We start from the raw sequence: 22,942 nt of genomic DNA on the forward strand, positions 1-22,942 counted from the left end.
CTCAGCGGAGCGCGGGCTGGGAGTCGGCGGGCGCGGACGGAGGCGCCGGCGGGCCGTCACCGGTCGGCTGGGCCGTCCCCGCGTTCTGGTGGAGGGCTTGGAACTCGGCCACGTTCCGCAGGTGTGTGTTGTAGTCCGCGGTGAAGCGGGTTTCCCCCGGGGCGATCGTGACGAAGTACAGCCAGTCGCCCGGCGTCGGGTTGAGCGCGGCGCGCATCGCGTCCTCGCCGGGGTTGTCGATCGGCGTGGGCGGCAGACCCATGCGCTGGTGGGAGTTGTACGGGTTCTCCTCCTGGGTGTCGCTCTGGCTGGTGTCGGCGGTGTTGCGGTTCAGCGCGTAGTGGAGGGTCGAATCCATCTGAAGCGGCATTCCGCTGTTCAGCCGGTTGAAGATGACCCGGGCGACCTTGCCCATGTCCGCCTTCGTCGAGGCCTCCGCCTGGACGATGCTGGCGATGGTGACCGCCTGGTAGACGTTCATCGCGTTGCGCTGGGCCCCGGCCGCGACGGGTGCGCCGTTGAACTTCTGGTCCGCCGCGTCGATCATCAGTTGCAGCATGGACTCGGGCGTCGCTCCCTTCCGGACGGGATATGTCGCCGGGAAGAGATAGCCCTCCGGGTTGCCCCCGGCCTCGTTCGGCAGCTTCAGGGAAGCCTTGCCGACGGCGGCGCGGGTGCTGCCCGGGGACAGCTCGAGGGCCTTGTCGATCGCGTCGTAGATCTGGCTCGCGCGCCAGCCCTCCGGGATGACCAGAGTGGCGGGCTTCGCCTGCTCACGGCCGGTTGCCAGCGTCAGCAGCGGCACCGCCACGGCGGTGCCGGCCATGACGGCGCCGGTCACGAGGACGGCGAGTCTGCCGCGGCGTGTCAGTCGGGTCCTGCTCCGTGACGGAGTGTTCGTCTGCATGCGGGCACGGTAATACGCATATCCTCGCAAACCCGGCATATATTCAGTTTGTCGGTCGCAGGTTCAGTTCGTCGTGGGTTGCAGTTGCGCGTCCCGGCGTACCAGGGCCGCGTACCGGCCGTCCCGCTCCAGGAGTTCCTCGTGCGTGCCCCGTTCGGCGACCCGGCCGGAGTCCAGCACCACGATCTGGTCGGCGCCGCGGATCGTGGACAGGCGGTGCGCGATGGTGATCGTCGTGCGGTCGGCCGACAGCGCGTCGATGGCCTCCTGGACGGCGGCTTCCGTGCGGGTGTCGAGCGCGCTCGTCGCCTCGTCCAGGATGAGGACCGGTGGGTCGCGCAGGATGGTGCGGGCTATCGCGAGGCGCTGCTTCTCACCACCGGAGAAGCGGTGGCCGCGTTCGCCGACGACGGTGTCGTAGCCGTCGGGCAGCGCCGCTATATGGTCGTGGATCTGGGCCGCCCTGGCCGCCGCGTGCAGCTCCTCGTCGCTGGCGTCGGGCTTGGCGAAGCGCAGGTTGTCGGCGACCGAGGCGTGGAAGAGGTACGTCTCCTGCGAGACCACGCCGACCGCTCGGGCGAGGGTGTCGAAGTCGAGGTCGCGGACGTCGACGCCGTCCAGGGTCACGCGGCCACCGGTGACGTCGTACAGGCGGGGCACCAGGTAGCCGAGTGTGGACTTGCCGGCGCCGGTCGGGCCGACGACGGCGAGGCTGCCGCCGGCCGGCACGGTGACGTCGACGCCGTCGAGGACGGGGCCGCCCTTGTCGTCGTAGCGGAACTCGACGTCCTCGAAGCGGACCTCGCCCTTGATCTGGTCGAGGTGGACCGGCCGCTCGCGCTCGGTGATGTCGACGGGCAGGTCCAGATACTCGAAGATGCGCTGGAAGAGCGCGAGCGAGGTCTGGATCTGCACTCCGGTCGCGAGCAGGCTCACGGCCGGGCGGAACAGGCCCTGCTGGAGCGAGACGAAGGCGACGATCGTGCCGAGGGAGACCTCGGGGCCGCCGAACCGGAGGGCGAGGCCGGCGGTCCAGTAGATGACGGCGGGCATCGCGGCCATGACGATCGAGATCACGGCCATCCGCCAGCGCCCGGCCATGTTCGACCGCACTTCCAGGTCGACCAGGCCCTCGGACTCCTCCGCGAAGGACGCCGTCAGCGAGCCGGAGCGGCCCATCGTGCGGCCGAGCAGGATGCCGCTGACCGAGAGCGACTCGGTGACCGTGGCCGCCATGGCGGCCATCTGCTTCTGCCGCTGGGTGGTGATCCTCTTGCGCTCCTTGCCGACGCGGCGGCTGATCCACACGAACACCGGCAGCAGGAGCAGGGAGACGATCGTCAGCCGCCAGTCCAGGGCGACCATGGCGACGATCGTGGCGACCACACTGGTGACGTTGGACACCAGGGAGGTGGCGGTGGAGGTGACGGTGGCCTGCATGCCGCCGATGTCGTTGGCGATGCGGGACTGCACCTCGCCGGTGCGGGTGCGGGTGAAGAAGGCCAGCGACATGCGCTGGAGGCGGCCGTAGACCGCGGTACGCAGGTCGTGCATGACCCGCTGGCCGACGGTGGTCGAGATCAGGGTCTGCAACACGCCGAAGACGCCGCCGAGGACGGCGCTGAGGATCATGCCGAGCGCGAGCAGGCTCAGCAGGCCGGTGCGGCCCTGCGGGATCGCGACGTCGAGCGTCTCCCTCAGCAGGAACGGCGTGGCCACCGAGACCAGCGACGAGGCGCCGACGAGCAGGCCGACGACGGCCAGCCGCCCGCGGTAGGGACGGAACAGCCGCAGGATGCGGCGCACCTGCCGGGGCTGTTCGCCGGCGTCGGCAGGTGGAGTCCAGGAAGGTTCACGGTCGGGGTGCATGGGCTCCTACGGGTGAGCGGGGCGCCGGCCAGAGGTCGGCCGACGACGGCGGAACGGATCGTAGCTCATTGTTACCTATACTCACAATGAACGGCATCCTGATATTGTTCCCGCATGACCACCCCAGATCCCGAGGGCCTGCTCGCCGAGCAGTTGCTGCGGCTCACCCGCCGGGTGCACCGCATCCAGAAGCGCCATCTGGAACAGCGCGACCTGGGCGTCACCCCGGCGCAGTCCCGGCTGCTGCGCACCCTCGCGCACTACGGCTCCCCGCCGCGCATGACGGACCTCGCCGAGCGCCTGGAGGTCGTGCCCCGCGCGGTGACGACCCTGGTGGACGGGCTGGAGGCCGGCGGCAAGGTGCGGCGGGTGCCGGATCCGGCGAACCGCCGCGCGACCCGGATCGAGCTGACGGACGAGGGGCGCGCGACCCTGGGCGAACTGCGCGGCGCCCGCCGCTCGGCGGCCGAGGAGATACTGGCGCCGCTGACGGAGAAGGAGCGCCGGGTGCTCGGCGTCCTGCTGGACACCCTGATCGACGGGGACGTCGCCCAGCGCTGCTGAACGGCGACGGCCCCTTGCCCGCCTCCGGCGCGACGGTGGCCCCCCGTCCAGCCCGGCCCTGCGGCCAGGCCCACGGGGGACGCGTCCCGCACCACGGGGCTCAGCAGCGGCTGCGGTCCTCCGTCAGCACCCCCTGAACCGTGGTCAGCGAACGGTCGTAGCAGCTGTCCGAGCCGAGGAGCCGGTAGTGCTCGGCCGATGTGCCGACCGCGTGCCGCTGGTCGCGCGGGACGTCGACCGTGTACGTGGCGTCGCCGCTGTAGGTGTCGTCCAGCCGTGACCACGCGGTGCGCCGGCCGCCTTCGCGTGTCACCGACGACGCCCGGTCGCCGAGGGTCAGCACGGTGCGCAGCCGGTCGTCCGCGCCCAGTGTCGTGGCGCCGTTCATGGTGTACGTCCGGTGCGTGCGGGTCGTCCGCGCGGGGCCGCGGCCGGAGACACCGACCGCCTCGTCATCGGTCCAGGTCGCGTCGAGCCCGTCCACCGCCTCGCCGTCGGTCCACCGGTGGACGGAGGTGTGGGCGAGCGTCCGGGTGACCGTGGTGGTCACACGGCCGTGCGAGGTGTCCAGGTAACCCGAGACGGTGAGCCGGTGCCCTGCCTCGGTGCGTACGCGGTTCTCCGTACCGGTGGTGAAGGTGGAGGAGTCGGCGAGGTCGGTCGCCCTGTCCTCGGTGAGCGCGCCCGGCACATGGGCGCGGTGCGCGTCCTGCCAGACGAGCACGTTCACCGGCGCGCTCCAGCCCGACTGGCCCGCGGGCACGCCGAGGACGGACACCTCTACGCGGTGCGGGCGGCCGTCGTTGAGGAGGCCGGCGAAGGGCGTGAGGTCGTACTCGATCGGCCGCACGTCGAAGGCGCGCGGGGCCGGGACGACGTACCAGAGGAAGGGGTTGGACCAGCCGCCCGTCCAGACGTTCGGGAACGGCGCCGCGATACCGGCGAGCCGGCCGTCGACGCTGATCCGCACCTCGCGGTACGGGCCGCGGTCGGCCTTGCACGAGTACGGCGCCGGGTCGGCGACGGTCAGGTACCAGAACTCCTCGCAGCCACCGCCGGAACCGGTCGCGTACACCTCGGCGACGACGCGTTCGCTGTTGCGCGGGGTGGTGAGGGTCGTACCGGCGGGCGTGCCGGCGAGGGTGAGGACGCGGTCGGGGGCGGGAGCCGTGGGGCGTCCCGCGTAGAAGGTCAGCGTGACGTGGACGTCGATGACACCGGTGTAGGTGTCGTCCACGACGTTGCCGATCAGCATCTCGACGTCCTGGGCGGTCCGGAAGGTGTCGCTGTAACGGGTGACGTCCGTCTCGACGTGCCACGCGATGCCGTCGGGCGAGGGCTCCGGCGTGGAGGTCCGCAGGATCTCGACACCGCCGACGTGCAGATAGCCCAGCCGGTCGTACTGACGGCCCCTTACCTCGCCATCGAGGCGCAGGACCACCTTGCTCCAGCGGTCGCCGCAGCCCTTCGGGGGTGTGTAGGCGCCGCGGTACGGCGTGAAGTCGCGGAACCGGGCGTCGGCGAGAGTGACCTGGCAGGACTTGGTGTGCGGCCGGTCGACGGGCGGCGCCGCGGTCACCGGGTCGTGCCAGTCGGTGCCGAACTCGGCGGGTACGTCGGCCGCTTGGGCCGCCGGGGTTCCCGTGCCGAAGAGCGCGCTCACCACGAGGGTCGCCCCGGCGAGCATGGACATGACGATCCGTCTTCTCATGGCCGGTGTTCTACGGGCAGACGGGCCGCCCCGCAATGACGCCTCGGACAGGCCGACGCGATGAGGCCGGTCGCCGCACAGGCTCGGGCGGGCACCCACCGAAGGAACATTTAGTGATATAAGCGGATCTTACTGGCATAGTGCGGACATGGAGATCACCAAGGGGCCGGGCAAGGAATCCGCACATGAGGAATCCCGGCGCACACGCCCCCGTCATGTCCTCCGCACCCGTCGCGCGGCCCTGATCCTCGCCCTGGCCGGAGCGGGTGCGTTGACGGGTACCGCCGTCTGCGCCGGCATGCTCCCGCACGGATCCGACGGCTCACCGGCCCCCGGTCCGGCCGCCTCGTCGGGCCCGCCCCCGACCCCCGGTGCACCGGGTATCGGCGACCCGCTCATGCCGCTCGCCGGCAACGGCGGCTACACCGTCCGCCGTTACACCCTCGACTTCGACTGGCGGGCCCCCCGCACTCCGTTCGAGGCCGGCGCCACCATCAGCGCCACCGCGACACAGGCCCTGTCCCGCTTCGACCTGGACTTCGCGGGCAACGCGCTGCACCGCGTCACCGTCGACGCGGTGCCCGCCACCGCGCGACGCGACGGCGACGAACTCGTCGTCACTCCCGTGCGACCGATCCCGCGCGGCAGCACGTTCACCGTCCGCGTCACCTACACCGCCGACCCGACGCAGGGACGGCACCGCGACGACGCGATCCAGGACTACGGCTGGGTGCCCACCGCCGACGGCACCGTGGTCTGCGCGCAGCCGGACGGCGCCCGCATGATCTTCCCGGCCAACGACCACCCGAGCCTGCGGGCACCGGTCACGTTCCACATCACCACCCCGCCGGGGCTCAGCGCGGTGGCCAACGGCCGGCTCGTCGGCACCGTCCGGCGGCCCGACGGCCGGACCCGGTGGACGTACGACTCCGAGCATCCCCTCGCGGCGCAGCTGGTCCAGCTGGCGATCGGGAGGTTCACCTTCGTCGACAGCAGCGGCCCGCGCGGGCTGCCCGTCCGGGACGTGGTCCCGGACGACCTGGTCACCGACACCGAGGAGTACCGCTCGCTCACCCCGGACCATCTGGCCTGGCTGGAACGGCGGCTCGGCCCGTACCCGTTCCGCCGCTACGGCGTGCTGGTCGGGGACACCGATCTGCCGGTGGCGCTGGAGACCCAGTCGCTCTCCGTCCTGCCGCGGGAGGACCTGCTGGGCGACCGGGTCGAGGCCGAACGCAACCTCGTCCACGAGCTGACCCACCATTGGACGGGCGACAGCGTCGCCATCCTGCGCTGGTCCGACCTGTGGCTGAGCGAGGGTCACGCCCGTTTCTACGAACGCCTGTACTCCGACGAGCACGGCGGCGTGAGCCTGGAGTCGGTGATGCGGTCGGCGTACGAGCAGCACGACCAGTGGCGGCACGACGAGGGGGCACCCGCCGAGCCCGGCGAGGCGACGCTGTTCAAGGTGATGCGGTACGACGGCTCGGCGCTGGTGCTGTTCGCGCTGCGGGAGAAGGTCGGCGCGGAGACCTTCGAGAGGATCGAGCGTGCCTGGGTGACCGAGTACCGGGGCCGTACGGCGGGCACCCGGGACTTCATCGCCCTGGCCTCCCGGGTCGCCGGCGAGGACCTGACACCGTTTCTGCATCCGTGGCTGTACGGCGCGCACACCCCGCCCATGCCCGGCCACCCCGACTGGCGGGTGGACCCGGTCGAGGACTGAGCCGCGCCCGGTTCGCCCGTGGTCGCCCCAGGCAGCCGAGTCACTGCCGCCGACCGGGTGGCCTAGGCCGGACCGCTGGTCCACCCCGGTGACGTTCGCCACGACACGGCGCCCGAAGCACGGAAACGTACGAGGGGTGGCGTTACGGGCAACTCCTTTGTCCTGGTGCGATCGAGCGTGGTTGGGAGAGCCTCTGCGATGAGAAGAAATGTTTCTGCACATATCCCTGGTGCCATCCGGAGGTGCCGCCGCAAGGCTTGTGTGATCGCGGGGGCGGCTCTGCTGCCGCCGCTGCTGATCCTCCCGATGTCCGGCGCCGACGACGCGGACGACCGGCGTCTGCAGGACGCCTTCACGAACGCCTCGCGCGAGTTCCACGTGCCGCGCAGTGTGCTCATGAGCGTGTCCTACATGCAGTCCCGCTGGGACTCCCACCCGGGCGCGCCCAGCGTCGTCGGTGGCTTCGGCCCCATGCACCTGGTGGACACCGACCGCGTCCAGGCCTCGGCAGCGCCGTCCGAACCACAGGCGCCGCCCGATGAGCCCCTCACGGGCGCGGCGGGGACGCCTGCCACGGGCGCCACGGCCGGCCACGCCGTGCAGCCGGCGGACCTGCGGAACGCGGCCCGTCTGATCCGGGTCCCGGCCGAACGGCTGCGCACGGACGACGTCGCCAACGTCCGCGGCGGAGCGGCACTCCTGGCGGCCACGCAACGACAGCTCGGCAAGCCCCTCAGTGCCGACCCGGCGGACTGGTGGGAGACGGTCGCGCGCTTCCCGGGCACGCGTGACGTCGCGTCAGCCGCTGCCTACGCCGACGACGTCTTCGCCCTGATCCGGCGCGGAGCACACCGCACCACCGCCGAAGGGCAGGACGTGGCGCTCCCCGCCACCCCCAGCCTGCAACCGCACCCCCACACCCCCCGGGCGCAGGGCCCGCAGCGGCCGAAGCAGGTCGAGTGCCCCGCCGAACTGGCCTGCGACTGGCTCGGCGCGCCGTACGAGGAGATCAACGACGGCGACTACGGCAACCACGACCTGGCCGACCGGCCCAGGGACCAGCCGATCGAGTACATCGTCATCCACGACACCGAGGCCGTGCTGCCGAGCATGCTCCAGACGGTGCAGGACCCGACGGAGGCGTCGTGGCACTACTCGATCCGCTCCAGCGACGGCCACATCACCCAGCACATCAGGACCAAGGACGAGGCCTGGCACTCCGGCAGCCAGTTCGTGAACGCCCGCTCCATCGGCATCGAGCACGAGGGGTTCCTCACGCAGCCCGGGACCTGGTACACGGAGCGGATGTACCAGGCCTCGGCGCGCCTGGTGCGGTACCTGGCGCAGAAGTACAGCATCCCGCTCGACCGGCAGCACATCTTCGGCCACGACAACGTGCCCGCTCCGACCGCCGACACCATCCCCGACATGCACGACGACCCCGGTCCCTTCTGGGACTGGCGGCACTACTTCGACCTCCTCGGGGCGCCGCTGAAGGCCACGGCGGGCCCGGACAGCGACATGGTGACGATCCTGCCGGACTTCGCCCGGCACAAGCCCGACTACACGGGATGCGGCGGCAGCGGCAAACTGTGCCCGCCGCACGGCTCCAGCGCCGTCCGCCTGCACACTGAACCGAACGAGAAGGCCCCGCTGATCCAGGACCCGGGCCGCAAGCCCAACGGTGACGATTCCACGAAGGACGTCAACGACCTGGGGTCGCGCGTCTCCACCGGCCAGACGTTCGCCGTCGCCGACCGCAGAGGCGACTGGACGGCGATCTGGTTCCAGGGCCGGAAGGCGTGGTTCGAGAACCCCAAGAAGCACCCGACCGCCGTCGGTGCGAGCGGGCACATGATCACACCGAAGGAAGGTCTGGACGAGATCCCGGTGTACGGCCGCGCCCTCCCCGAGGAGGATGCCTACCCGGAGGACATCGACGGGCCGACCGAGTCGCCGCTCCCGTACCCGATCCTGGCGGGCCAGCGGTACGTGACCCAGGCCGGCGTCGGCAGTTCCTACACCGCCAAGTCCTTCAGCGACACGCCCAACCCGGTGGTGTGGGGCCGGGAGCGGTACTACGAGATCCAGCTCGGCCACCGGCTCGCGTACGTCCGGGCCAGCGACGTGGACGTGGTGGACTCGTCCGGCGCGGCGGGGCCGCAGGGGCAGCAGGCCCGTCCGGGCGGGCGCTGACGTCACGGAAGCCGGCATCGGTCCGGCTCCCGCGCGAGAGGAGCCGCGGCACGACGCCTTCACCGGGCCGTGAAGTGCGCGGGCACTTCACGGCCTTCCCGGAGACGCCGGCGCGGGCCGAGGCGCCGCTGCCGTGGTCCACGTGCCACCGGATGCCGCCGTCCTTCCGGTTACGTCATCTGCCGCGCTGGTGGGCCCCACCGGTGGCGGTCGTGCCGCGGACGGACGGCCGCACGGTGCTCGACGGGCGGGACAGCGGGCCTGGCCCGAACTGTGGTCATGGCCGGAAATAGGCGATTTGCGCGCGCCCTGGAGAAAACCGTTTGAAATTCACCACTCTGCGACGCGAACCTTTCACGGCTTGTCGCCGCTCCCCGCGGCGTCCCGCTCCTTCCCTGCCCGTGACACGAGCCACTGGGACGTCATGCAGATTCAAGACCTTCCGTATCCCGATCCGGGCGTGCCCGACGCGCGTTCGGGTCCCCGATTCCTGTGGTGGCTCTGGCGCAACCAGCTGGGCGGGCAGCTGAAGTCGCTCGCCTGGGGCCTGCTGCACTTCGTCTCCGTCTCCGCCCTCCCCTTCTGCGTCGGCCTCGCCGTGCAGGCGGCCGTCGACCGCTCCGGCACCCGGCTCGCCCTGACGGGTGGTCTGATGGTGCTGTGCGGAACGGGCATCGCCGTCGGCGACACCTTCCTGCACCGGACCGCCGTCACCAACTGGATCACCGCGGCCGCCCGCGTCCAGCAACTGCTGGCGCGCAAGGCCGCCCAGCTGGGCTCGGCCCTGACCCGGCAGGTGGCCGCCGGTGAGGTGGTGGCCGTCTCCACCGGCGACGTGGAGAAGATCGGCTGGTTCGTCGAGGCCGTCTCCCGGTTCACCGCAGCCGCGCTCACGGTCCTGATCGTCTGCGTGAGCCTGCTCGTGTACCAGCCCGCGCTCGGCGTGGTCGTCGCCGTGGGCCTGCCGGTCGTGGCACTCGCGGTACTGCCGCTGCTGCCCCGGGCGACACGCCGCGCCGACGTGCAGCGCGAGAAGGCGGGGCGGGCCACCGAACTGGCCTCCGACACCGTCGCCGGCCTGCGGGTGCTGCGCGGCATCGGCGGCGAGGAACTGTTCCTCGACCGCTACCGCCGGGCTTCGCAGGAGGTGAGGCACGCCGCCGTGCGCAGCGCCCGGATGTGGTCGCTGATCTCCGCCGTCCAGGTGCTGCTGCCCGGCCTGCTGCTGATCGCCGTCGTCTGGCACGGCATCGGCCTGGCCCGCCAGGGCCGGATCACGGTCGGTGAACTCGTCACGGTCTACAGCGCGGTCATGATCCTGAACTACCCGCTGCGGCACTTCGAGGAGATCGCCATGGCGTACTCCTTCTCCCGCCCCTCGGCCAAACGCGCCGCGCGCGTGCTCTCGCTGGAGCGGTCCACGGCCACCGACGGCACCCGCGCGGCCGAGGTGCCGGGCGGCGACCTGTACGACCCCGCGACCGGTCTGCTCGCTCCCGCCGGCCGGTTCACCGCCGTCGTCTGCGGTGACCCGGACGCGGCGGGCAGGCTCGCCGAACGGCTGGGCGGCCACCCCACGGAGCCGGGCCGGTCGGTGCTGCTCGGCGGGGTCCCCCTGGACGAACTCCCCCTCGACAGCGCCCGGACCGCCGTCCTCGTCCAGGACAAGGACCCGGTGCTGCTCTCCGGCACGCTGCGCGAACTGCTCGACGTGCCCGCCTCCGGTGCCGTACGCGCCGAGGACGCACTGGCGGCAGCACAGTGCGACGACGTGCTGGACGCGCTCGTGCAGGGTTCGCTGGACGCGGCCGACCCGATGGACGCCCGGATCACCGAGCGCGGACGCTCCCTGTCCGGCGGCCAACGCCAGCGGCTCGCCCTCGCCCGGTCGCTCATCACCGATCCGGAGGTGCTGGTGCTGGACGAACCGACCTCCGCGGTCGACTCGCACACCGAGGCCCGGATCGCGGACGGGCTGCGCCGGCTGCGGTCGGGACGGACGACGGTGGTGTTCACCTCCTCCCCGCTGCTGCTCGACCGCGCGGACCGGGTCGCCCTGGTGCACGAGGGCGAGGTCGTGGCGATCGGCGTGCACCGCGAACTCGTCGACGGCGAGCCGCGGTACCGGGCCGTGGTGACCCGGGAGACCGGCGACGAACTGACCGCGACCGACGAGGGCATGCTGCTGGACGTGCTCCAGGAGCTGGAAGAGATCGAGGAGAGCGCATGATCGGCGTTGCGCCACCGGCGTACGACCCGGCGGCCCCGACGACCGCCACCACCCTGCCCGTCGGCGCCGCCGCGACCGTACGCGCCTACGTCACCGAGCTGTTCCGCCGGCACCGCCGTGCCTTCCTGCTGCTCATCGCCGTCAACACGGTGGCCGTGGTCGCCTCCATGGTGGGCCCGTACCTGCTCGGCGGCCTGGTCGAGCGGGTGACGGACGGGGCCAGGAACCTCCATCTGGGCCTCACCGCCGGGCTGTTCGTGCTTGCCCTGGCCGTGCAGGCCGGGTTCGTCCGGCAGGTGCGGCTGCGGGGCGCGATGCTGGGCGAGCGAATGCTGGCCGACCTGCGCGAGGACTTCCTCGTACGCTCCGTCGGACTGCCGCCGGGCGTGCTGGAGCGGGCGGGCACCGGCGACCTGCTCTCCCGCATCACGACCGACATCGACCGCCTCGCCAACGCCATGCGCGAGGCCGTGCCGCAGCTGGCCATCGGTTTCGTGTGGGCCCTGCTGCTGCTCGGCGGACTGGTCGCGACGGCCCCGCCGCTGGCCGCCGCCGTGCTGCTCGCCGTCCCGGTCCTGGTGGTCGGCTGCCGCTGGTACTTCAAACGGGCTCCGTCCGGCTACCGGTCCGAAGCCGCCGGGTACGCCGCCGTCGCCGCCGCTCTCGCCGAGACCGTGGACGCCGGCCACACCATCGAGGCACACCGCCTCGGCGCCCGCCGCGTGGCCCTGTCGGAACAGAGGATTTCGCAGTGGGTCGCGTGGGAGCGCTACACGCTCTGGCTCCGCTCCGTGCTCTTCCCGGTCATCAACACCGTCCACCTCCTCGTGCTCGGTTCGGTCCTGATGGTCGGCGGTGTCTTCGTCCTGCACGGCTGGATCGGAGTGGGCCAGCTGACCACCGGCGCGCTCATCGCCCAGATGATGGTCGATCCGGTGAACCTGATCCTGCGCTGGTACGACGAGGTGCAGGTCGCCCAGGTGTCGCTGGCCCGGCTGGTCGGTGTGCGGGACATCGAGCCGGAGGCCGGGGAGGCCGCGCTGGCCCCCGACGGACGGGTCGTCCACGCCGACCGGGTGCACTTCGGCTACCGCGAGGGCGTCGACGTGCTGCGGAAGGTCTCCCTGGAGGTCGCGCCGGGCACCCGGCTCGCCCTCGTCGGCCCGTCCGGCGCGGGCAAGTCCACGCTGGGCCGGCTGCTCGCCGGGATCTACGCGCCCCGGGACGGCCGGGTCACCCTGGGCGGGGCGGAGCTGTCCCGGATGCCCGCGGAACGCGTCCGCTCCCACGTGGCCCTCGTCAACCAGGAGCACCACGTCTTCGTGGGCTCCCTGCGCGACAACCTCCTGCTGGCCCGCACCGGCGCCACGGACGCCGAGCTGTGGGCGGCCCTGGGCGCGGTCGACGCGGACGGATGGGCGCGGGCGCTGGACGACGGCCTGGACACCGAGGTGGGCTCTGGCGGCTTGGCGCTGACCCCGGCGCAGGCCCAGCAGATCGCGCTGGCTCGGCTGGTGCTGGCCGATCCGCACACGCTGGTCCTGGACGAGGCGACCTCGCTGCTCGATCCGCGCGCGGCCCGCCACCTGGAACGCTCTCTGGCGCGAGTCCTCGACGGCCGCACCGTGGTCGCCATCGCCCACCGTCTGCACACCGCCCATGACGCCGACGTGATCGCCGTCGTCGAGAACGGCCGCATCAGCGAACTGGGCAGCCACGAGGAGCTGGTCGCGGCGGAGGGAGCGTACGCGGCGCTGTGGCGGTCTTGGCACGGGTGAGACTGGCACCGGTGAGATCGGGGTGGCGGGGGTTGTGGGGAGGAGGCTGACTGAGCCGACGGGGTGGCGGCGGGGGGAGCTGGGGCGGATGGGTCGGTCGGGGCGGATGGGTTGTCAGGGTGGAGGGGGCTGGGTCGATCGGGGTGGGGGCTGGATCGATCGGGGTGGAGGGGGTTGGGTCGGTCGGTGTGAAGGGGGAGGTTGGGCCAGTCGGGGCGGATGGGTAGTCGCGGTGGACGGGGGGGCTGGCTGGGTCGGCGCGGCTCGGCAGGTCGGCAGGTCGGCAGGTCGGCAGGTCGGGTTGATTGTCGCGGTCGGCTCGATCCGCTCGGTCGGTTCGGTCCACTCGTTCCGAAGGATCCGCTCGACCCGGTTGCTTCCATCGGTCGGTTCGGCCAGGCCCCGGTGCACGGGGGCGCGGCATCGCCGGGACTCGTGCCGTTGCGCGGTGCCGAGCAGGGGTGGAAGGCTGGAAAGCGGCACCGGGTCGGGGTGTGTCCGGGAACCAGGCGGTTCATGGTGTGTCCCCGTGCCCTGCGTGCCGACGGTCCGCCGCCCACTGGGACGGCACCGGGCCGTGCTCACCACCTGGAGGTAGTCGTGGACACGGACGGCTGGGGGGACGACGTCTACCAGCCCGATCCCTCGGAGATCCGGGAGGACTCGGGGGTGCTCGACGTCGAGGACACACTGGATTTCGACGGCGTCGCCGACCCCCTCGACCGCGGCTGGTCCCCTCCCGAGCGGCCGTGGGCGGTCGAGCACACCGGCGTGACGGCGGCCGAACGCCAGGCGGGCGAGACCCTCGACCAGCGGCTCGCCGAGGAGCAGCCGGACCTCGCCGCTCCCGACGGCGACGGCATCGGCGACTGCGACGGCACGGACGGTGAGCTCCTGGACAACGAGGTCGGCAACTCCCGCTCCGGCCGGCTCGTGGCCCCCGACGAAGGTGCGCACGAGGACGAGGAGGCCGCCCTCGTCGCGACCGATGTCGGCATCGACGGTGCCGCCGCCTCCGCCGAGGAAGCCGCGATGCACATCGTCGACGAGGACTCCCTCCCCGGCTGAGCCGGACCCTTCGGCCGCCTCCGCCCCGAGCGCCCCGCACAAGGAGCCGCCATGCAGCAGGACAAGCACCCCGACTATCACCCCGTGGTCTTCCGTGACCGCGCCGCCGGCTACGCCTTCCTGACCCGGTCCACCGCGCGGAGCGAGCAGACCATCGAGTGGGACGACGGCCAGACCTACCCGGTGATCGACGTGGAGATCTCCTCGGAGAGCCACCCCTTCTACACGGGTAAGGCCCGCACGGTCGACACCGAGGGCCGCATCGCCCGCTTCGAGCGCCGGTACGGTGCGGCGGACGCGGGCGAGGCGACCTGACCCGGAGGGCTCCCCCAACCCTCCGGACCCCCTCAGATCACATTGAGGGCGGCGGCGCAGCCGGCTCCCCCGAGCAGCATGAACGCCGGCATCAGCACCTTCAGCTCGACCCAGCTGCCCGCCCGGAACCGCATCGCCTTCGGCGGCCCCAGCGGGTACCAGCGCTTGCGGCCGACCGGGATCGGCCACAGGATCGGGCAGCCGGACACGGTCAGCGCGTCGCCGATGTCGTGCACCAGCGCGCCCAGCACGATCGGCAGTCCCAGCCAGAGGTACTCCTGCCCGGGCGCGGTGAACAGCCAGTCGGAGCCGTTGCCCGGCTTGTCCAGCACGCCCGCCAGGATCCACGCACTGGTCGCCGCCAGCAGCCAGACCAGGACATCGCTGCTGGAGCCCCGCGCCGCCCGCCACAGCAGACCCTCGATGGCGAGCACCATGTGCGCGAACAGGATCGTCAACACCGCCCAGCGGCCCCCCGTGATCGCAGCGGCCGAGCAGCCGGCGCCGATCAGGACGGCCCACAGCCAGGTGTGCGTCAGCGTGCGGTGCCCGCCGGAGCGGCGCGGATCGCCCTGCTTCCTGGTCGCCTTGTAGACCGCGTACGACAGCTTGTCCACGATCTCGCAGAGCCAGCGGGAGAGCGGGCCGAAGGCCCGGGAGATGGTGGCGGCCTTGTGGTCCAGGTCCGGGGCGAGCGCGGCGCCGGCGCAGATCAGGGCGCCGACGAGGAGGACCGGCCAGGGCATCGGGTGTCCCGCCGCCGCGGTGGCGGCTCCGACGCCGAGCCAGGCCGCCGCCCCCGACAGTGAGTGTGCTGGTCCCATCATGGCCGCTTCCCGCCCCATTCCTCGTGTGCCGCTGACCAGTTGACCTGGTGCGCTGACGCCGCATCGGCGACACAGCGTAGCGGTCGTGATCTTCGCATCCCCAGCCGATTCCCCGCTGGGGCGGAAGGCCAGGCAAGATGGGGGCGTGACCCTCATCGATCAGCTGCCGCCGACCGCCGACCCCGACGCCCTCTACGAAGCCTTCGAGTCGTGGGCGCAGGAGCGCGGCCTCACCCTCTACCCCCACCAGGAAGAGGCGCTGATCGAGGCGGTCTCCGGGGCGAACGTGATCGTCTCGACGCCGACCGGCTCCGGCAAGAGCATGATCGCCGCGGGTGCGCACTTCGCCGCGCTGGCCCGCGACGAGGTCACCTTCTACACGGCACCGATCAAGGCCCTGGTGTCGGAGAAGTTCTTCGAGCTGTGCAAGCTGTTCGGCACCGAGAACGTCGGCATGCTCACCGGCGATGCCTCCGTGAACGCCGACGCGCCCGTCATCTGCTGCACCGCCGAGGTGCTGGCATCGATCGCGCTGCGCGACGGCAAGGACGCGGATGTCGGCCAGGTCGTCATGGACGAGTTCCACTTCTACGCCGAGGGCGACCGCGGCTGGGCCTGGCAGATCCCGCTGCTGGAACTGCCGCAGGCGCAGTTCATCCTGATGTCGGCCACTCTGGGCGATGTGTCCTTCTTCGAGAAGGACCTCACCCGCCGCACCGGCCGCCCCACCTCGGTGGTCCGTTCGGCGACCCGCCCGGTTCCCCTCTCCTACGAGTACAAACTGACCCCGCTCACCGAGACGCTCACCGACCTGCTGGAGAGCAAGCAGGCGCCGGTGTACATCGTGCACTTCACCCAGGCGCAAGCCGTGGAGCGGGCCCAGGCGCTCATGAGCATCAACATGTGCTCGCGCGAGGAGAAGGACAAGATCGCCGAGTTGATCGGCAACTTCCGTTTCACGACCAAGTTCGGCCGTAACCTCTCCCGCTACGTCCGGCACGGCATCGGCGTGCACCACGCCGGCATGCTGCCCAAGTACCGGCGCCTGGTGGAGAAGCTCGCCCAGGCCGGTCTGCTCAAGGTCATCTGCGGCACGGACACGCTCGGCGTGGGCGTCAACGTGCCGATCCGCACGGTGCTGTTCACGGCGCTGACCAAGTACGACGGCAGCCGGGTGCGCACACTGCGGGCCCGTGAGTTCCACCAGATCGCGGGCCGGGCCGGCCGGGCCGGCTTCGACACGGCGGGGCTCGTGGTCGCGCAGGCGCCTGAGCACGTCGTCGAGAACGAGAAGGCGCTGGCGAAGGCGGGCGACGACCCGAAGAAGCGGCGCAAGGTGGTGCGCAAGAAGGCGCCGGAGGGCTTTGTCGGCTGGACGGAGAACACCTTCCAGAAGCTGATCGAGTCGGATCCGGAGCCGCTGACCTCGCGATTCCGCGTGACGCACACCATGCTCCTGTCGGTGATCGCCCGGCCGGGCAACGCGTTCGAGGCGATGCGCCATCTTCTGGAGGACAACCACGAGCCGCGCCGGCAGCAGCTGCGCCACATCCGCCGGGCGATCGCGATCTACCGCTCGCTGCTGGACGGCGGGATCGTGGAGAAGCTGGACCAGCCGGATGCCGAGGGCCGCATCGTCCGGCTCACCGTCGACCTCCAGCAGGACTTCGCGCTGAACCAGCCGCTGTCCACGTTCGCCCTGGCCGCGTTCGAACTCCTCGACCCCGAGTCGCCGTCCTACGCGCTCGACATGGTCTCCGTCGTCGAATCCACCCTGGACGACCCCCGGCAGATCCTCGTCGCCCAGCAGAACAAGGCGCGCGGCGAGGCCGTGGCCGCGATGAAGGCGGACGGCGTCGAGTACGAGGAGCGCATGGAGCGCCTCCAGGACGTCACGTACCCGAAGCCGCTGGAAGAGCTGCTCTTCCACGCGTACAACACCTACCGCAAGAGCCACCCGTGGGTCGGCGACCACCCGCTGTCGCCGAAGTCGGTGGTCCGGGACATGTACGAGCGGGCGCTGTCCTTCACCGAGCTGGTGTCCTTCTACGAGCTGGCCCGCACCGAGGGCATCGTGCTGCGCTACCTCGCCAGCGCCTACAAGACCCTGGACCACACCATCCCGGACGACCTGAAGTCCGAGGACTTGCAGGATCTGATCGAGTGGCTGGGCGAGATGGTGCGCCAGGTGGACTCCAGCCTGCTGGACGAGTGGGAGCAGCTCGCCAACCCGGAGGAGATGACCGCCGAGGAGGCCCAGGAGAAGGCCGACGAGGTCAAGCCGGTGACCACCAACGCCCGCGCCTTCCGCGTCCTGGTCCGCAACGCCATGTTCCGCCGCGTGGAGCTGGCCGCCCTGGACCAGGTCGAGGAACTGGGTGCGCTGGACGCCGAGTCCGGATGGGACGCCGAGGCGTGGGGCGAGGCGATGGACAAGTACTGGGACGAGTACGACGACCTGGGCACCGGGCCCGACGCCCGCGGCCCCAAGCTGCTCGTCATCCACCAGGAGCCGGAGAACGGCCTCTGGCGCGTCCGCCAGATCTTCGACGACCCGAACGGCGACCACGACTGGGGCATCAGCGCGGAGATCGACCTCACGGCTTCCGACGCCGAGGGGCGTGCGGTCGTCCGCGTCACCGAGGTCGGCCAGCTGTGAACCGTCCCCGGCCAGTGGCAAGCCAAGGAGAATCCCACCGATGACGAATCCGGCCGAGAGACTTGTCGACCTCCTCGACCTGGAGCAGATAGAGGTCAACATCTTCCGTGGCCGCAGCCCGCAGGAGTCCCTGCAACGGGTCTTCGGCGGGCAGGTCGCGGGCCAGGCGCTGGTCGCCGCCGGCCGCACCACGGACGGCGAGCGCCCCGTGCACTCGCTGCACGCGTACTTCCTGCGCCCGGGCCGGCCGGGCGTGCCGATCGTGTACCAGGTGGAGCGGGTCCGCGATGGACGCTCCTTCACGACGCGCCGGGTCACGGCCGTGCAGCAGGGCCGCACGATCTTCAATCTGACCGCCTCCTTTCACAAGCCTGAGGAAGGACCGTTCGAGCACCAGCTGCCGCCGGCCCGCGAGGTGCCGGATCCCGAGTCGCTGCCGACGGTCTCCGAGGAGATCCGCAAGCATCTGGGAGCCTTGCCGGAGCAGTTGGAGCGGATGGCGCGCCGCCAGCCCTTCGACATCCGGTACGTCGACCGGCTGCGCTGGAACGCCGAGGAGATCGAGGGCGCCGAGCCGCGCAGCGCCGTGTGGATGCGCGCCGTCGGTCCGCTCGGTGACGACCCGCTGGTCCACACCTGCGCGCTCACCTACGCCAGCGACATGACCCTGCTGGACGCGGTACGCCTCCCGGTGGAGCCCCTGTGGGGGTCGCGGAACTTCGACTTGGCCTCGCTGGACCACGCCATGTGGTTCCACCGGCCGTTCCGCGCGGACGAGTGGTTCCTGTACGACCAGGAGTCGCCGATCGCCACCGGCGGCCGTGGGCTGGCTCGCGGGCGCATCTACGACCTGCGGGGACGGCTGCTCGTCTCGGTCGTTCAGGAGGGCCTGTTCAGGGCCCTGTAGCACCTGGCGACGAAACCCGGGACCGGCTGTTCAGACCCGCGCGGGCCGTGCCGGCCGTGCGCTTCTGCGCCGTAGCCAGGTCCGAAGACCACGGGACGAGGGCGGCGGAGCGGGCTGTGCCGGCTCGTGGTCGCGAGGAACCGGTGGCACCGTCGGCCGCACGGCCGACTCCCGGGGAACGACGTACAACTCCCGGGACCGCACCCGTGACTCGGGGTGCCGCACGGCTGAATCCGTGGGCGCTGTCGCCGCCTTGATGAGCTGTGCCGCCGCCGACTCGGGCAGCCGCGTCCGCATGTGCAGGACGCGGGGTCCCAGCTCCGCGGGGCGCCCCACCGGCTCCGGACGCCGTGTCACCGGCTCCGGGAGCGGTGCCGCCGGCTTTCGGGACGGGGCCGTCCCATGCGCCGACTGCGGAAACTGTGCTGCCGGCTTCGGAGGCGGCGCCGCCGACTCCAGGGACCGTGTGGCCGGCTCGCACGGCCTCGTCGTCTCTTCCGTGGGACGGGTGACCGTCCGTGCCATCGGTGGGATGGGGCGTGCGACCGCTCGCATCGCCGGCGGAACCCGGTGGGCGGCCGGGCGCGGGGCCGGCGAGCTGTCGCGGGCCTCCTCGACCGAGCGCGCCAACTCGCTGCGCAGCCAGCCGACCTCGTCCGCGTCCTGCGCCGTCGTGATCCGCTCGGCGAGCTGAGCGGAAGGAGACCCGGAAGCCCCCTGCCCTGGTGACACGGGCCGGAACCGGGTCAGGTGAGCGCGCTCGTACGGGTCCTTGACGACGTCGGCGATCTCGATGGGCGCGAGGTAGGCGGCCACGGCTCCGGCACGGGCCCACGGGTCCTCGGCCTGCCGCAGCAGGAATCCGACCCGGCGTGCGCGCCAGTTGCGTGCCCGCAGGTCCACTCCCGCCGCCAACTGGCCCCGGAGGGTCTCGGGCGTACGCCCCTTGAGCAGGTGCGCGTGCTCCGGACTCGCCGTGAACCGGCGCAGTTCTTCCGCGAGATAGAGCCAGACCACGGCGCGGTAACGGTTGAGGTAGAACTTCACGGGCACGAGCAGGCCCAGTCGGGCGAGCCGGGTGAACCGGCCGGCCGGGATCTCCATGAGGGCGGCGCCCTCCGCCGTACCCACGACCCGTACCCGTTCACGCAGGGACTCGGGGAAGCCGTCCTGTGCGCGGAGGCGCTCGATCTCCGCGCGCTCCACGCGCCGGCCTCCTCCCCCGCCCTCGTCTGGCACGGTCCGGATGCGGCCGAGTTGGACGGCGAGGTCGAACTCGACGCGCTTGAGCCCCAGTTCGCGAGCGGCACGGCTCGGCGTGCAGGTGCTGGGGCGGGTTGGGTCGAAGGTGCTTGCCGACATGGTCGTACTCCCCCGTGGAGTCGGTGGCTCACGCCTTGCGCGTTCGCCGTGCACTCACCGTAGCCGGTTCGTCGCGTCTCGTGGCAAGCCTGTGGATAACTCCACGGGGGCAGGAAAATCAGCAGGTCAGAGGTCTGTGGTGGGGGGTCTCTCGGGTTTCCTGGCGTCGACGCCGAGGTGTTCGCCGACCCGGTTGACGAGCAGGGTCATCTCGTAGGCGATCTGGCCGATGTCGACCTGGGCCCCGCTGAGTACGCACAGACAGCTGCCGCTGCCGGCCGCGGTCACGAACAGCACGGCATCGTCGTACTCGATCATCGTCTGGCGGACCCTGCCCGCGCCGAAGTGGCGTCCCGAGCCCTTGGCCAGGCTGTGCAGCCCGGATGCCACGGCGGCAAGATGTTCCGCGTCCTCGCGGCGTAACCCCGTGCTCGCCGCGGTGACCAACCCGTCGTTCGACAGGACCAGCCCGTGGCGTACGTGGTCCACCCGCTCGGTCAGATCGTCCAGGAGCCAGCCGAGACCCTGCTTCTGCGCCATGTCCGTCTCCCCGTGTGATGTCTCCCCCTGGCTGGAGGAACTGCCCGCAAGCCTTCCCCACGACCGGCGTGCGGGCAAGGAGGATGGGCGCATGGCAGAGAAGATGACCGATGAGGAATGGCGGGCGTTCGTCCTGGACGGCACTCGCACCGGCAAGCTCTCCACCGTCCGTGCCGACGGAAGCCCGCATGTGGCTCCGATCTGGTTTCTGCTGGATGGGGACGAGTTGGTGTTCAACACCGGCAAGAACACGGCGAAGGGCCGCAATCTGGCCCGTGACGGCAGGGTGGCCCTGTGCGTGGACGACGACCGTCCGCCGTTCCACTTCGTGGTGCTGAACGGCCGCGCCCAACTGTCGGAGGATCTGGCCGAGGTACGTCTGTGGGCGACCCGGATCGCCGCCCGGTACATGGGCGAGGACCGCGCCGAGGAGTACGGCGCCCGCAACGGCGTCCCGGGTGAACTGCTCGTCCGCGTGACCATCGACAACGTGCTGGCCGTGCGGGACATCGCGGCCTGAGCGGCGGGCTCAGCCGACGGAGTCCAGGAGCCGGGCGGTGTGCATCCGCCCGGCGTACTCGACCAGCCTGATCAGCACTTCCTTACCGGAGTCGCGGTCGCGCGCGTCGCACAGCACCACGGGTGTACCGCGGTCGAGATCGAGTGCCCGGGAGACGTCGTGGGCGCCGTAGGAGCGGGCTGCCGTGAAGCAGTTGACGGCCACCACGAACGGGATACGCCGGTGCTCGAAGTAGTCGACGGCCGGGAAGCAGTCCTCCAGTCGCCGGGTGTCCGCGAGGACCACGGCGCCGAGGGCGCCCTGGGCCAGCTCGTCCCACAGGAACCAGAAGCGGTCCTGTCCCGGTGTGCCGAAGAGGTAGAGCGAGAGGCCGGAGCGGATGGTGATGCGGCCGAAGTCCATGGCCACGGTGGTGGTGACCTTCTGGTCCACGCCGTCGGTGTCGTCCACCAGTTGACCCGCTTCGCTGAGCAGTTCCTCGGTGCGCAGCGGCCGGATCTCGCTGACGGCCCCCACCAGGGTCGTCTTGCCGACGCCGAAACCACCGGCGACCAGTATCTTCAGCGCCAGGGCGGAGGTGTCGCCGACGGTGTCGGTGTGCTCGGAGACCATGATCACTTCTCTCGGGAGGGCCGGCCTCGGCCGGCGTCCGCGTGCTCCGGGGGTGAAGGCAGCATCATGACAATGGGGATGCGGGTCGGGGCGATGGGACCGTAGTACACCTGACATGAGCGGCTGGGGCCCGATCGTTGGCGCAACGCGCCCGGATCGGACGTACCGGGACGCGGTCGGGCGTACAGATGCTGACACGGCGAGGCGTACGGCGGTGTACGGACGTTCATCTACAGTGCTCGCAATCCCTCGATGACCTCGCGCAGGATCCGCTCGTCGGGCAGGTGCGCCGGTGGCACGGGGCGGCTGATGGTCACACAGCCGAGTTCCAGGAGGTCCCCGAGAAGCACCCTGAGCACGCCGACCGGCAGGTCCGCGTCCGCGGCGAGTTCGGCGACGGACTGCGTCTCCGGGCGGCACAGGTCGATCAGGGTCCGGTGCTCGGGGCCCAGCGCGGTGTCGTCGTCGAGCGCCGGTGCGGCGGGGTCGAGGGTGACGAGTGCGATCAGGTCGAAGCGCACTCCGGTCGGCCCGGGCTGGGTGCGGCCACCCGTCATGGCGTAGGGGCGGACCAGTGGTCCGGCCTCGCCGTCGTACCACTGGCTGCCCGGCTCCCGGGGCTCGCCGGTCGGGTTCTCGGTCATCGGTGCCGCCTTCCCGGCTCATCCGGCGGCGGGCGGTCGCGCCGCGACGCGCGGCGCCGTGCAGAGATGCTCGCCGACCTGTTTGACCAGGCGGGCCATCTCATAGGCGACCAGCCCGATGTCGGCCGTGACCGCGGTGAGCAGGGCGAGGCAGGAACCGTCACCGGCCGCGGCCACGAAGAGGAACGCGTCGTCCATCTCGACCATCGTCTGGCGCACTCCGCCCGCTCCGAAGTGCCGTCCCGCGCCTTTGGCGAGGCTGTGGAAGCCGGAGGCCACGGCGGCGAGGTGCTCGGCGTCCTCCCGCGCGAGGCCGGCGGAGGCGCCGACCGCCAGGCCGTCGTTGGAGAGCACGACGGCGTGCCGTATCTCGCGCACGCGTGTCACCAGGTCGTCGAGCAGCCAGTCCAGTTCGCCGGACCGCTGGCCCGTCCTCGGTGTCGGATCCTGGATCATGCGGGGTCCTTAAGAATGTTGGCGGTCCGGAAGGACCGGGTGTGGCTGATG

At 71.4% G+C, this 22,942-nt stretch carries 19 protein-coding genes; 10 read left to right on the forward strand and 9 right to left on the reverse strand.

All coding sequences use genetic code 11. From position 1 onward, the window contains the following. Window position 1: 1 nt before the first annotated feature. Both mltG and IE273_RS31855 read right to left on the reverse strand, forming a co-directional pair. Window positions 2-907 carry an endolytic transglycosylase MltG gene (mltG, locus tag IE273_RS31850; RefSeq protein ID WP_189818633.1) on the reverse strand — a complete coding sequence of 302 codons (906 nt, stop codon included), beginning with the start codon at window positions 905-907 and terminating at the stop codon, window positions 2-4. 63 nt (window positions 908-970) lie between these two features. Beyond that, a complete protein-coding gene (locus IE273_RS31855) occupies window positions 971-2,776 on the reverse strand; it encodes an ABC transporter ATP-binding protein (protein ID WP_189818634.1) in 1,806 nt (601 codons plus the stop codon). 114 nt (window positions 2,777-2,890) lie between these two features. On the opposite strand from IE273_RS31855, the gene IE273_RS31860 reads away from it, so the two are divergent. Beyond that, window positions 2,891-3,340 carry a MarR family winged helix-turn-helix transcriptional regulator gene (locus IE273_RS31860; protein WP_189818635.1) on the forward strand — a complete coding sequence of 150 codons (450 nt, stop codon included), beginning with the start codon at window positions 2,891-2,893 and terminating at the stop codon, window positions 3,338-3,340. Window positions 3,341-3,440: 100 nt separating this feature from the next. On the opposite strand, the gene IE273_RS31865 is transcribed toward IE273_RS31860, so the two are convergent. After that, window positions 3,441-5,051, reverse strand: coding sequence for a peptide-N4-asparagine amidase (locus IE273_RS31865; protein WP_229887752.1), 1,611 nt, complete (start codon window positions 5,049-5,051; stop codon window positions 3,441-3,443). A 148-nt stretch (window positions 5,052-5,199) separates the two neighbouring features. Here IE273_RS31865 and IE273_RS31870 point away from each other — a divergent pair, with 148 nt between their 5' ends. The 6 genes from IE273_RS31870 to IE273_RS31895 all read left to right on the forward strand — a co-directional run bounded on the left by IE273_RS31870 (window position 5,200) and on the right by IE273_RS31895 (window position 14,364). Beyond that, window positions 5,200-6,777, forward strand: coding sequence for a M1 family metallopeptidase (locus IE273_RS31870; RefSeq protein WP_229887753.1), 1,578 nt, complete (start codon window positions 5,200-5,202; stop codon window positions 6,775-6,777). Between the two features lie 261 nt (window positions 6,778-7,038). Beyond that, on the forward strand, window positions 7,039-8,973 hold the full coding sequence (locus IE273_RS31875; RefSeq protein WP_189818636.1) for a peptidoglycan recognition protein family protein: 1,935 nt from the start codon (window positions 7,039-7,041) through the stop codon (window positions 8,971-8,973). Between the two features lie 424 nt (window positions 8,974-9,397). Then, entirely contained in the window at window positions 9,398-11,203 is a 1,806-nt protein-coding gene (locus IE273_RS31880; protein ID WP_189818637.1) for an ABC transporter ATP-binding protein, read from the forward strand. Then, window positions 11,200-12,981, forward strand: coding sequence for an ABC transporter ATP-binding protein (locus IE273_RS31885; RefSeq protein ID WP_189818638.1), 1,782 nt, complete (start codon window positions 11,200-11,202; stop codon window positions 12,979-12,981). The genes IE273_RS31880 and IE273_RS31885 overlap by 4 nt, the downstream gene beginning before the upstream one ends. Window positions 12,982-13,581: 600 nt before the next feature. Then, window positions 13,582-14,049 carry a DUF5709 domain-containing protein gene (locus tag IE273_RS31890; RefSeq protein ID WP_014671209.1) on the forward strand — a complete coding sequence of 156 codons (468 nt, stop codon included), beginning with the start codon at window positions 13,582-13,584 and terminating at the stop codon, window positions 14,047-14,049. A gap of 51 nt (window positions 14,050-14,100) precedes the next feature. Next, window positions 14,101-14,364, forward strand: a complete 264-nt coding sequence (locus IE273_RS31895) for a type B 50S ribosomal protein L31 (protein ID WP_014671210.1) — start codon at window positions 14,101-14,103, stop codon at window positions 14,362-14,364. A 32-nt stretch (window positions 14,365-14,396) separates the two neighbouring features. Here IE273_RS31895 and IE273_RS31900 read toward each other — a convergent pair whose 3' ends face one another. Then, entirely contained in the window at window positions 14,397-15,191 is a 795-nt protein-coding gene (locus tag IE273_RS31900) for a metal-dependent hydrolase (RefSeq protein WP_189818639.1), read from the reverse strand. A gap of 145 nt (window positions 15,192-15,336) precedes the next feature. On the opposite strand from IE273_RS31900, the gene IE273_RS31905 reads away from it, so the two are divergent. Together IE273_RS31905 and IE273_RS31910 are read left to right on the forward strand one after the other, a co-directional pair. Then, window positions 15,337-17,850: a DEAD/DEAH box helicase gene (locus tag IE273_RS31905; protein ID WP_189818640.1), complete on the forward strand. Its 2,514-nt coding sequence runs from the start codon at window positions 15,337-15,339 to the stop codon at window positions 17,848-17,850. Between the two features lie 40 nt (window positions 17,851-17,890). Then, window positions 17,891-18,757: an acyl-CoA thioesterase gene (locus tag IE273_RS31910; RefSeq protein ID WP_189818641.1), complete on the forward strand. Its 867-nt coding sequence runs from the start codon at window positions 17,891-17,893 to the stop codon at window positions 18,755-18,757. Window positions 18,758-18,787: 30 nt separating this feature from the next. On the opposite strand, the gene IE273_RS45300 is transcribed toward IE273_RS31910, so the two are convergent. Together IE273_RS45300 and IE273_RS31920 are read right to left on the reverse strand one after the other, a co-directional pair. Beyond that, window positions 18,788-20,119 (reverse strand): DUF6397 family protein, encoded by a 1,332-nt coding sequence (locus tag IE273_RS45300; protein WP_373309422.1) that lies wholly within the window; start codon window positions 20,117-20,119, stop codon window positions 18,788-18,790. Window positions 20,120-20,245: 126 nt separating this feature from the next. Next, window positions 20,246-20,659 (reverse strand): roadblock/LC7 domain-containing protein, encoded by a 414-nt coding sequence (locus tag IE273_RS31920; protein ID WP_189818642.1) that lies wholly within the window; start codon window positions 20,657-20,659, stop codon window positions 20,246-20,248. 91 nt (window positions 20,660-20,750) lie between these two features. Between IE273_RS31920 and IE273_RS31925 the strand changes: the two genes are divergently transcribed. After that, on the forward strand, window positions 20,751-21,179 hold the full coding sequence (locus IE273_RS31925) for a PPOX class F420-dependent oxidoreductase (RefSeq protein ID WP_189818643.1): 429 nt from the start codon (window positions 20,751-20,753) through the stop codon (window positions 21,177-21,179). A 9-nt stretch (window positions 21,180-21,188) separates the two neighbouring features. Here the strand turns inward: IE273_RS31925 and IE273_RS31930 are convergent, their stop codons facing one another. The 3 genes from IE273_RS31930 to IE273_RS31940 form a co-directional block, all read right to left on the reverse strand. After that, window positions 21,189-21,791, reverse strand: coding sequence for a GTP-binding protein (locus IE273_RS31930; RefSeq protein WP_189818644.1), 603 nt, complete (start codon window positions 21,789-21,791; stop codon window positions 21,189-21,191). 230 nt (window positions 21,792-22,021) lie between these two features. Continuing rightward, window positions 22,022-22,435, reverse strand: a complete 414-nt coding sequence (locus IE273_RS31935; protein ID WP_189818645.1) for a DUF742 domain-containing protein — start codon at window positions 22,433-22,435, stop codon at window positions 22,022-22,024. Between the two features lie 18 nt (window positions 22,436-22,453). Then, window positions 22,454-22,891, reverse strand: a complete 438-nt coding sequence (locus tag IE273_RS31940; RefSeq protein WP_189818646.1) for a roadblock/LC7 domain-containing protein — start codon at window positions 22,889-22,891, stop codon at window positions 22,454-22,456. Window positions 22,892-22,942 lie beyond the last annotated feature (51 nt).

Origin of the sequence: Streptomyces olivaceoviridis (genome assembly GCF_014650115.1) — a bacterium.
GTDB lineage: Bacteria > Actinomycetota > Actinomycetes > Streptomycetales > Streptomycetaceae > Streptomyces > Streptomyces olivaceoviridis.